Origin of the sequence: Acidipila sp. EB88 (genome assembly GCF_003858395.1) — a bacterium.
GTDB lineage: Bacteria > Acidobacteriota > Terriglobia > Terriglobales > Acidobacteriaceae > EB88.
Genome location: NZ_QWEV01000005.1, coordinates 3,069,896 through 3,081,612, shown reverse-complemented (window position 1 = coordinate 3,081,612; position 11,717 = coordinate 3,069,896). Strand labels below are relative to the sequence as shown.

Here is an 11,717-nt window from a genome sequence, read left to right as displayed (position 1 = left end):
ATACGTTGCGCTCTGCCAATATTTCGCACAGGCGGCAGACGTGCCGGCACGCCGCAGCAGTTCGGAACGCGCTGCATAGGATGGGTGGGCGATCGATTTCTGCTTGCACTTTCCTCGCACCTATGGGAAGTTGGGACCACATCATTTCACTGAACATTCAATGTCATCGTGCTCACGACGGAGGCATTCGAGGCTCCGAACGCTTGCCTGCAGGAGCGTGTGCCTCGACCTTTTCGAGAGAACAGCGTAGCCACATTCAGCAGCTTGTTTCTCACTTCCCTGTTCACGCAACGGAAAGCAGAGTGACGCATGGCGCCTGGCAGATCCGGAGTAAGTCGTGGAGCGCTGGCTCCATTGCTTGCGGTGAGTGTTTGCGCGGCAGCGCCGCTGCTGGCACAGCAAACGCTCGGCACCATCGCCGGGCAAGCGGTTGATAGCGCCGGCGGCGCGCTTTCGAATACACAGGTAACAGCGACAGGTCTCCAGACCGGCCTGCGGCGCACTGCGCAGACAAGCAGCGACGGCACATACACGCTGGTCAATCTGCCGATCGGCACCTACACATTAACCTTTGTGCATGCGGGTTTCGACACGCAGCAGAACCCGTCGATCGTGGTGCAGGCAGAGCGCACCGCGACCGTCAATGCGCAACTACAGGTGGGGCAGGTCAGCACGTCGGTGCAGGTGCAGGCAACGCCCCTGCTGAACGCTTCGGACACCACCAACGGGTATGTGCTCGACAAGGCACAGATCGACGCAATCCCGCTGCCTACGGGCAGCTTCACAGGCCTGGCGATCCTGTCTCCCGGCGTAAATGCCGAGCTGCCGACCGGCACCGGCGCCAACGCGGGGCTGGGCAACCAGCCTATCTGGGCAAACGGGCAGCGTGACACCTCCAACAGCTTTCTCTTGAATGGCGTTGACGCGAGCAATCTCTTCAATGGCAAGAGCACCAGCTCGGTTGCTTCCGGCAGAGTGGTGAACAACACCGGTGTGGGTAACCCCACTGGCGGTGGTGTGGAACAAAGCAGTGCATCGGTGTACCTGGCGATTGGACAGGCGTTGCCGACACCCGCGCCTGAAACGCTGCAGGAGGTGCGCGTCAACGCTTCCATGTATGACGCGCAACAGGGATCCAACAGTGGCGCGCATATCGACCTCAGCACTTCGTCCGGAACAAACGACATCCATGGAAGCCTGTACGGCCACCGCGCAACCGACTGGTTGAATGCAGCGCCCTTCTTCTTCAAACAGGATGGAGATATCCCGGAAAACGAGAAGGTGCCGCAGTTGCATCGCTACATTGCGGGCGGCACCGTGGGCGGCCCGCTGCTGCACGACAGGCTGTTCGGCTTTCTTGGCTATCAGCATGTGCACGTCGCCGACCAGGAAATCGGCATCTCGCGCTTCACCGTGCCCGTGGGTCTCACCGACGATCGAAGCGCGCAGGGACTCGCCGATGTCGCGAACGAAAACTTCAACTTCAACTATGCCGGGGGCGCTGGCACGACGCCGGCGCCTATCACAGCCGCGCAGATCAGCCCTGTTGCCTTGTACCTGATGCAGGCCAAGACCGCGAGCGGTCAATATCTTGTTCCATCCTGGGGCGGTACCACGCCCACGTACAACACGCCGGACGACGTCTCGATCCCTGGCACTTCTTACTTCACGTCGGACCAGGCCGTGGCCAATCTCGATTGGAACGCCAATGCCCGCAACACGGTGTCGGCCAAATACTATTACCAGCACGACCCGACCGTAGCGCCGTATGCCTACTCCAATGTGTCGGGCTTTACGCAGCATCTCGACACCGGCAGCCAGGTGTTCTCCATCAACGACAATGTGCTGGTGCGCCCCAATCTCAGCGTAAACGGCGTGTTCGGCTTCCTGCGCGAAAAGGCGTACGGCGTCAACGATCAGCCGCTTACGCCACAGGACGCCGGCATCAACACGTTCGGCTCGACTTATTTTCCCGGAATCTCCATCGTCGACGACCTTGGCAACAGTTCGCCGAACAATCCAGGCGGCGTATACAACGCGTCCATGAACATCGGCCCCGGCGCTTTTACACAGTCCCCGTTCACAGGCCTGTTTCAAAACCGGTGGATGCCATCGGGCAACGCGATCCTGACGCTGGGTCGGCACACCATTACGGCCGGCACCAGCTACAGCTATACGCAACTGAACATACGCGATGAGCGCACCAACAAGGGATCCATCGCGACCACAGACTTCTCGAATTTTCTGCAGGGCAACATCGCCTACCAGAACGACGACTTTACAACGACATCTTTTCTGATAGGCAACGCGAACCGCTACTATCGTGCCAATCAGGTGGGCTCGTACGTACAGGACAAGTTCCAGGCACGACCCAACCTGAGCCTGACCGCAGGGCTGCGCTACGACTGGGATGGGGGTCTCACCGAGAAAAACGGAAATCTCTTTAACTTCGACCCGTCGCAGTACAGCTACAGTGAAACAAGCGGGCAGATCACCAGCAATGGCTTCATTGTCGCCGGCAACAACAAGCTGTTTCCCTCTGCGGGCGTGAGCAAGACGACGCTGACCGGCAGGCAGTGGGGCTTTGGACCGCGCTTCGGGGCTGCCTGGTCCCCTGCGCGTTTTCAGAACCGCATGGTAGTGCGGGCCGGCACTGGCTTTTACTACGATCGCGGAGAACTGTTCAGCTACCTGTCGCCCGGCTATGCCGCAGGCGAGGTAACCGGTGGACCCTTTGGTGTAGCGCAGACGCCGCCGTTTGTGAACGCGGTGCAGTGCCCCAACTCGCCAGCCGTGGTGGGCGGATGCGAGGGCACCATCTCCCTGTCTAACCCGTGGGGCACCGGGACCGTCGCCGGCAACACACCGAGCGGTAATCCTGCTGACATCACAAAATATCTGCCGAACGCGGCGGCCATCCTTGAAGGAACACCGCTGTTCTCGTTCGCGACGTACAACCGCGCGAACAAGCTTCCTTACACCATCAACTACACGCTGGATGTACAGTGGCAGCCACGCAATGACCTTGCCATCGAGATCGGCTACGTGGGCAACGTCGGCCGGCACGAGGTGGTACCTGTGCCTTCAAACCAGGCCGGGATTGCCAGCCCATCGCATCCGATCCATGGAGAGACCTACACCTACGGCTACGCGGTGCAGGCTCCGGATGCATGCAATGGCAGCTACTCGAACTGTGCGCCTGCTGCTCTGCCGAACGGACGACCCTACGAGTCGACCTATGAAGGCGGCAACATCGATCTGCGCGTGCCATACGTAGGCTACTCGGCCGAGTCGGAAACCTACCTAGCCGAGGGTGTGTCCGCCTACAACGCGCTCACGGCGCACCTTGAGAAGCGCCTGTCTCACCACGTGCAGGCCGGTGTCTCCTATACCTACTCGCACGCGCTTGACGAGCAGAGTGGGCTTGGGCTGTTCTACAACGGCAACAATCCGCTGGACCTGCGCGGGGGCTACGGCTCGTCCGACTTCGACCGCACGCATAACCTCACCTTCAACTACCTGTTCCAGGTGCCCTCGCTGGCTGCCGAGCATACAGCGTTCGGGCGACTCGTGGACGGATGGGCGTTACAGGGGATCACGGTGCTGCAGAGCGGCCAGCCCTACAGCGTGATCGACTATTCGGGCGCAGTGGGAAGCATCTACTACGGAACATCGGATGGGATCACCAACCCGATCGTGCCGCTGGCGCCCGGATGCAACCGGCACAATGCGCTCACAGGCCACTCCGGTGCATTTGGCGCACCGGCGCTGAATGCTTCGTGCTTCACCATCCCTCTGCTGAACCCGGGCGACCTGGGCGGCGCGGTGCCCACCGGGGATACGTTTGAAACCAACTTCACCAACGGGCAGCGCAATATCTTCCGACAGGCCGCGCAGAAGCGGGCGGACATGTCGCTGGTGAAGAGCATCCGGGTGTCCGAAGGCGTTTCGGCGCGCTACACATTTGACGTCTTCAACGTTACAAATACGAGTTCGTTTGATATCCCGAACGACAACGTGGCGCAGAACGAGGGGTACAACGACTTCCCGGTACTCGGTACGCCCTCCGCGCCCAGCGCGGCTACCTGCCAGGCAAGCCAGAATCCTACGACCGGCACCTTCTTCAACTGCCCAGCAGGGCTTGGCTACGTGACCCGAACCATCAGCAGCCCGCGGCAAATCCAGATGTCGCTGCATCTGCTCTTTTGAAGAATCGCGACGAAGGCTCATCGCATCCTGGCACGCGCACCTGGTTGCAGCGGCTCGAACGGCGCTTTGCTTTCATGGAACGCGACACAGACTGGCGCACCGAGATCGTTGCCGGATGCACGACATTCGCGGCAATGGCCTACATCATCTTTGTAAACCCGGCGCTGCTTGCAGAAACCGGCATGCCGATCGATGCCGTCACAATCGCTACCTGCGTGTGCGCCGCACTCGGATCAATCCTCATGGGCCTCGTGGCAAACCTTCCGCTGGCACTTGCTCCCGGCATGGGGCTCAACGCGTACTTCACCTACTCGGTGGTAAAGGGGATGGGTGTGCCCTGGCAGGTTGCGCTGGGCGCCGTGTTCCTGTCAGGCGTGGTCTTTCTCGGACTGACACTGGCAGGCATCCGTCAGTTGCTGGTCGCTGCGATCCCACGCGAGCTGCATGCCGCCGTCTCCGCGGGTATCGGGTTGTTCATAGCGTTTGTGGGCCTGCGCAATGCGGGCATTATCGTGTCGAACAAGGCGACCACTGTTGCTCTCGGCAATCTGCGTGCGCCTTCTGCCGCGCTGGCACTTTTCGGCATTTTGCTGATCACAACGCTGCAGGTGTTCCGGGTACGCGCGGCAATCCTGGCGGGGGTGTTAGGCACACTGCTCATTGGAGTGCTGCTCCACCAGGTTGCGTGGCACCCCCGGGAATTGCACACGGGAGCCCTGGGCCAAACTGCCCTGCAGCTGAACATCCGCGGCGCACTGCACCTGGGTGGCTTCGAGATTCTCTTCGTGTTCCTGTTCGTCGACCTCTTTGACAACATCGGCACGTTGCTCGCAGTGGCAGAACCAGCGGGGCTGGTGCAAGCGGATGGCACGATCCAACACCTGCGCAGAATCTTCCTGGTGGATGCAGTAAGTACAGTCGCGGGCGCATTGATTGGCACCAGCACGGTGACGAGTTACGTGGAGTCGGGCGCGGGGGTCGCGGCGGGCGGCAGGACTGGTGTCGCGGCAGTGACGACAGGGCTCCTGTTCCTGGTGTCGCTAGCGGTGGCGCCGCTCACCGGCCCACTCCCTGGCTTTGCTACCGCGCCGGCGCTGGTCATGGTAGGTGTGTTGATGATGGCAAGCGTGGTGCGCGTCGATTGGACCGAACCCCGGGTCGCGCTTCCTGCATTTCTCACGTTGCTCGCGATCCCACTGACCTACTCGATCGCAACCGGTGTGAGCCTGGGCCTGCTTGCTTTTGCAGTGCTCGAGCTCGTGACCGGTAGAGCGCGCCGCGACCACTCACTGCTGTATGCGCTGGCAGCGCTCTTGCTGATGCGGTTCCTGTATCTTTCCCATGCTTGACGGATGGGACGCCCTGTGCTGCACGGCCGCGCGCAGCGGAGAGGCACGCGTAGGAGCGACGCGACGGCCCCGCGGCCGGTTTTATCGCCTACATTTTGAATCGGGTGCTGCCGAGAGCGCGTCTCAAGTCGTACATATTTGCGCCGGTCTCGCCTCGAATTAGGAGGCGCCTGGTGCGTAAAGGGTTGGCAGATTTGCGGAGAAAAGGTATGAAGCAGATGGAGCAGGGCCAAACAGCGAAGACGAGAGGCATACGACTCGCGTCCACTGCCGGGATGCTGCTCGCAACGAGTGCGGTGATGGCGGGCTGTGGCGGCAAGGCCGTCGCGCCCACGGGTTCCATGCCCGCGATGCCCGTGAGTGTCTACGAAGTCAAGGCGACTGACGTGCCAGTTTCGGGCGAATGGGTTGGAACGCTCGATGGCTACGTCAACGCCCAGATCCAGCCGCAGGCAAGCGGCTACCTGCTGAAGCAGGACTACCGCGAAGGCACCGAGGTACAAAAGGGCCAGGTCCTGTTCGAGATCGACCGGCGCCCGTTTGAAGCTGCCCTGGCGCAAGCAGAGGGAAGCCTGGCCCAGGCCAAGGGCCAAGTCGTGCAGGCACAGGCGCAGTTGGGCCTCGCCGACATCAATGTGAAACGCGACACGCCGCTCGCACAGGCGAGAGCCATCGCGCAAAGCCAGCTGGACAACGACACCCAGCAAAGAGCGCAGTATGCCGCGACGGTGGAGTCTGCCCAAGCCTCGGTTGCAGCCGCGGATGCCGCAGTGGCCAATGCCAAGCTGAACCTCGGCTTTACCAGTGTGCGTTCGCTGATCAGCGGTGTGGCCGGCCAGGCCACGGTGCAGGTCGGCAACCTCGTCAACGGCCAGTCAGTACTCACCTCGGTGTCACAGCTCGACCCCATCAAGGTGTACTTCTCCATTGGCGACTCAGAGTATCTCGCGCTGACACAGCGCGTTCGCGAAGGCGGAGGCGACCTGTTGAAAAAGGCGGGCACCGTGCCGCTGACGCTCACGCTGGCGAATGGCGATGCCTATCCCCGTAAGGGACATATCCAGTTCGTTGACCGGCAGATGAACGCGCAGACCGGCGCGATCCGCATCGCGGCCGTCTTCCCGAACCCTGGCAATGTGCTGCGTCCCGGTCAATTCGGCAGGATCAAGGCAGACACGGAGATCCACCACAATGCCCTGCTCGTGCCGCAGGTAGCCATCCAGGAACTGCAGGGAACGCAGCAGGTGTTTGTGGCCGGCGCGGACGGCAAGGCACATCTGTCCAACCTCAAGCTGGGCCCGCAGATCGGTGCGTACTGGCTGGTAGAAAACGGGCTGAAGGCCGGCGACAAGGTCATCACGGACAATGTGCAGAAGCTTCGTGAAGGCTCGCCTGTGTCCCCGCATGCGGGGCCTGCCACTGCTCCGACAATGGGAACGAATAGCTCTGTGGGCGGTCTTTAATGTCAAAGTTTTTTATACGCCGCCCTATCGTTGCGATTGTGGTGGCGATCGCCACAGTCATTCTGGGCGTGATCTCGCTGTTCACTCTGCCGACGGCCCAGTACCCCGACATCGTTCCACCAGAGATCCTGGTGACGGCGACCTATGCCGGTGCTGACGCAAAGACAGTAACGCAGTCTGTCTCCACGCCGATCGAGCAGCAGATCAGCGGTGTCGACAACATGATCTACATGAGCTCTGTAAGCGCCAACAATGGCGTGGTGCAGATCTTTGTGGACTTCGACACCAAGTCCAACCCCAACATCGACCAGGTGCTGACGCAGTTACGCGTCGATCAGGCGCAGTCACAGCTGCCTGCACAGGTAAGCACCGCCGGCCTCACGGTACAGAAAGCGCTGACCTCACCGCTGATGCTTGTGGCGTTGACGTCGCCGGGCGGCAAGCTCAACCAGGACTTCCTCACCAACTACGGCATCATCAATCTCCAGGATCAACTGTCACGCGTCAAGGGTGTGTCGCGCGTGCAGATCTTCGGAGGCCAGTATGCGCTGCGTGTCTGGGTCGATCCGGACAAGCTGGCGAAGCTGGGCGTGACGGCGCCGGAAGTAATCGCCGCGATGCAGACACAGAACAACGTGAATCCTGCCGGGCAGATCGGCGCGGAGCCCATTCCCAAGGGGCAGCAGTTTACCTACACCGTACGTACGCAGGGCCGCCTCGTGACGCCGGAAGATTTCGGCAAGATCATCCTGCGGGCCAATGCGGATGGCTCGATCCTGCACCTGAGCGACGTAGCGAGGGTGGAGCTGGGTGACGCAGCATACGGCATCTCGGCACGTTACAACCAGGCGCCTTCGGGTGTGATGGCGATCTACCAGCTTCCGGGTTCGAACGCCGTGCAGACCGCACTGGCAGTTCGGGCGCGCATGAAGGAGCTAGCAACCAACTTCCCGTCCGGTATCAGCTATGAAGTTCCGCTGGATACGACCAAGGCTGTTACCGCTGGCATCCACGAGATCCTGTTCACGCTGCTCGAGGCGCTGGCACTGGTTGTGCTTGTGGTCTTTATCTTCCTGCAGGGCTGGCGCGCCACGCTGATCCCACTGGTGGCGGTACCGGTTTCGCTTATCGGCACATTCATCATCTTCCCGGCACTCGGCTTCTCGATCAACACGCTCTCGCTCTTCGGGCTGGTGCTGGCCATCGGCCTTGTCGTCGACGATGCCATCATCGTGGTCGAAGCCGTGGAACACCACATCGAAGAGGGCATGGAGCCACGCGCTGCCACAGAGCGCGCCATGGAGGAGGTGGGTGGACCCGTGGTAGCGATCGCGCTGATCCTGGCCGCGGTCTTCATCCCTACAGCATTCATCCCCGGCATCACCGGCCGGCTCTATCAACAGTTCGCGGTCACCATCGCCATCTCGGTGCTGATCTCCGCGTTCAATGCTCTTACCCTGTCCCCCGCCCTGGCTTCCCTGCTGCTCAAGCCGGTGGACAAGAATGCGCGTCCTGGTCTGCTGGGGCGGTTCTTCGCCGGGTTCAACAAGATATTCCGCCGCACCACGAATGGCTTCGTCAACACCTCGAGCGTGCTGATCCACAAGTCAGCATTCGCGATGCTGGGCATTGTGGTCATCGCCGTGATCGCGATCTTCCTTGGAAGCAGCCTGCCCAGTGGCTTCATCCCGACCGAGGACCAGGGCTACATGTTCCTGGCGCTGCAGCTTCCGGACGGTGCCTCGGCACAACGCACCGATGCGGCAGAACAGAAGATTACCGATGCCCTGCTGAAGACTCCCGGCATCGAGGGCGTGATCGCGGTCAACAACTTCTCCTTGTTGACGCAGGTGCAAAGCACCAATGCCGGCTTCTTCTTTGTTTCGCTGAAGCCGTGGGACACGCGCAAGACCAAGGATCAACAGATCGCCTATATCCAGGGCAAGCTGCAAAAGCAGCTTGGTTCGGATCCGGACGGCATTGCGTTTGCTTTCCCACCACCTTCCATCCCGGGCATCGGTACCTCCGGCGGCGTGACCATGATCCTTGAAGATCGGTCCGGCTCGGATGATCCCGATCTGCTGACCAAGAACGTGTTTGGGTTTCTTGCCGCCGCTTCCAAGCGGCCCGAGATCGGCGCTGCCGTGCCGTCGTACGAGCCTGCCGTACCGCAGCTCTACGCCAACGTCGATCGGGAGAAAGCCCTGCAACAACAGGTGCAACTCTCGGATGTCTACTCGACGATGTCGACGTTCATGGGCGGCTACCTTGTGAACTACTTCAACCGCTTCGGCCGCCAATGGCAGACCTACGTGGAAGCAGAAGGCACATCGCGCACCGACATCGCCAACATCAACCAGTTCTACGTGCGCAGCGCCAACGGCAGCCAGGTACCGCTCTCTTCCCTGGTCTCGGTCAAGAGGATCACCGGGCCTGAATTCATCTACCGATTCAACGAGTACAACGCGGCGCAGCTGAATATCACCGGCGCGCCCGGTTACAGCTCCGGACAGGTGCGGGCTGCGCTGGAGGAAACCTTCCGCCAGACCATGCCCAAGACTGCGGGCTTTGACTACTCCGGCATGTCGTACCAGGAGCAACAGGCGGCAGAAGGGATTCCGTCGTGGGCGGTCTTCGGACTCTCCCTGATGTTTGTCTTCCTGATCCTGGCGGCACTTTACGAAAGCTGGACACTTCCCTTCAGCGTCCTGCTCAGCACCCCTGTCGCCATCCTGGGCGGGTACCTGGCGCTGCATGCCAGGCTGCTCGAGAACGACATCTTCGCAACGATCGGGCTCGTCATGCTGATCGGGCTTTCCGCAAAGAATGCCATTCTGATCGTAGAGTTTGCCAAGGTGAACTATGACAACGGCCAGACCATTGCGGAGGCCGCGCTCGGCGCAGCTCGACTGCGCTTCCGGCCAATCGTCATGACCGCGCTTGCCTTTGTGTTCGGCTGCCTGCCCCTGTGGACTGCGACGGGAGCCGGTGGGGCATCTCGCCGTATTCTCGGCACGGTCGTTGTGGGCGGCATGTCGCTTTCCACTGTACTTGGCCTCATCTTTATTCCCTCTACCTTTGCAGTGGTGGAGTTCCTGTCCCACCGCTTCAGCAAGGGCGGCAAAGGCACGACGATGGATTCGAAGCATAATGGCGTGCCGCATAAAGCAGATACCGCGGTTGCGCACGCCGGCGCAGATGGAGGCCACGCATGAGTGGCTCTCCCCAGACGAACAGGATGTACGCAACGCAGATCGGAGCAAAGAACGTAAAGCGTTCCCTGCTCCGGCGACTCCCAGCAGTGATCGGCAGTCTCGCGCTGATTGCCGTCACCGGCTGCAACGTCGGCCCCAACTACAAGCGACCCACGTATCCCACGCCACCGGCATTTCATGGTGCGGACAATGCGGCGGTCGCAACAGACAGCAGCGCGTCGATCGGCGACCAGCAGTGGTCGCAGGTCTTCCACGACCCCGACCTGAAGCAACTCATCGCAAGAGCGCTGTCGAACAACTACGACATCCGCATCGCGGCAGAACGCGTGGCGGAGCAGCGGGCACAGGTGCAAATCACCCGTTCCCAGCAGTTCCCGCAGTTGACGGGCGGCGGCAGTGGCGTTGGGGCCAGCATCCCTTCCACTTCGGGTGTCAACATCGACAGCCCGCTCTCTTTCGGCAGCTTTGACCTGTCGGCAAGCTGGACTCCTGACTTCTGGGGCCTTTACCGACGGCAGACCGAGGCCGCGCGCGCTACGCTGCTTGCGCAGGTCTGGGCGCAGCGGGCTGTGCGCCTGAGTCTTGTGCAGCAGGTCGTCACGGACTATTTGCAGCTACGCGCCTATGACCAGCAACTGGTGGTCGCGAAGCAAACGCTGAAAGTACGGCAGGACTCTGTGCAGTTGACGGAGACGCTTGAGCGTGGAGGGTCGTCTCCACTGTCAGACGTCCGCCAGGCCGAGCAGCTTTTGTACACGGCGACCTCGCAGATTCCGCAACTGGAACAAGGCGTGCAGCAGGAAGAGAATGCCATCAACCTGCTGCTGGGGCAAAACCCCGGCGTACCTGTCCCGCGGGCAGGCGATCCGATCGCACCTCCACCGGAGAATTTGCCGGTCGGTCTTCCCTCGCAACTGCTTGAGCGCCGGCCGGATATCGAGCAGGCAGAGCAGACGCTGGTTGCGGCCAATGCGCAGATTGGCGTAGCACGAGCCCAGTTCTTTCCGCAGCTCACGTTGACGGCCTCGGCCGGGCTCGGCGGCAATGAGTGGTCAAATCTGTTCGACCCGGCAGGCAAGACGATCTACGGGATCGGCCAGCTTGCGCAGCCCATCTTTGAAGGCGGCAAGCTGACAGGCCAACTGCGCCAGGCCCAGGCGACCGAGCGGGCCATGCTGCTGACGTACCAGCAGACAATCGCTGGGGCGTTCCGCGATGTGTCCAACGCACTGGTTGCTTACAACAAGCAGCGCGCGTATCGCGAAGAGCAGGAAAAGCTTGTCGCGGCGGCAAAGGATGCAACGCGCCTGGCGCGCCTTCGCTACCAGGGTGGCGCGACCGGCTACCTGGAAGTGCTCACCACCGACTCCTCGCTCTTCGCCGCGCAGCTCAACCTGGTAAGTGCGCAGCAGGGCGAAGCGCTTACGCTGGTGCAGCTGTACACCACGCTCGGCGGCGGCTGGCAGTAAACGTCAGGGGTT

General features: G+C 61.3%; 5 protein-coding genes. All 5 read left to right on the top strand.

The window, feature by feature from the left end; all coding sequences use genetic code 11:
* Positions 1-309 precede the first annotated feature (309 nt).
* The 5 genes from D1Y84_RS13215 to D1Y84_RS13195 all read left to right on the top strand — a co-directional run bounded on the left by D1Y84_RS13215 (position 310) and on the right by D1Y84_RS13195 (position 11,705).
* Positions 310-4,209 (top strand): carboxypeptidase regulatory-like domain-containing protein, encoded by a 3,900-nt coding sequence (locus tag D1Y84_RS13215; protein WP_124849111.1) that lies wholly within the window; start codon positions 310-312, stop codon positions 4,207-4,209.
* Between the two features lie 74 nt (positions 4,210-4,283).
* A complete protein-coding gene (locus D1Y84_RS13210; protein ID WP_124849110.1) occupies positions 4,284-5,558 on the top strand; it encodes an NCS2 family permease in 1,275 nt (424 codons plus the stop codon).
* Positions 5,559-5,767: 209 nt separating this feature from the next.
* Complete coding sequence (locus D1Y84_RS13205) at positions 5,768-7,021, top strand: efflux RND transporter periplasmic adaptor subunit (RefSeq protein WP_370245768.1); 1,254 nt, start codon at positions 5,768-5,770, stop codon at positions 7,019-7,021.
* Positions 7,021-10,236 carry an efflux RND transporter permease subunit gene (locus D1Y84_RS13200; protein WP_124849109.1) on the top strand — a complete coding sequence of 1,072 codons (3,216 nt, stop codon included), beginning with the start codon at positions 7,021-7,023 and terminating at the stop codon, positions 10,234-10,236. The genes D1Y84_RS13205 and D1Y84_RS13200 overlap by 1 nt, the downstream gene beginning before the upstream one ends.
* The gene (locus D1Y84_RS13195; RefSeq protein ID WP_233581401.1) at positions 10,233-11,705 is read left to right on the top strand and encodes an efflux transporter outer membrane subunit; all 1,473 of its coding nucleotides are present in this window, start codon (positions 10,233-10,235) and stop codon (positions 11,703-11,705) included. Before D1Y84_RS13200 ends, D1Y84_RS13195 begins: the two co-directional genes overlap by 4 nt.
* The last annotated feature ends 12 nt before the right edge of the window (positions 11,706-11,717 follow it).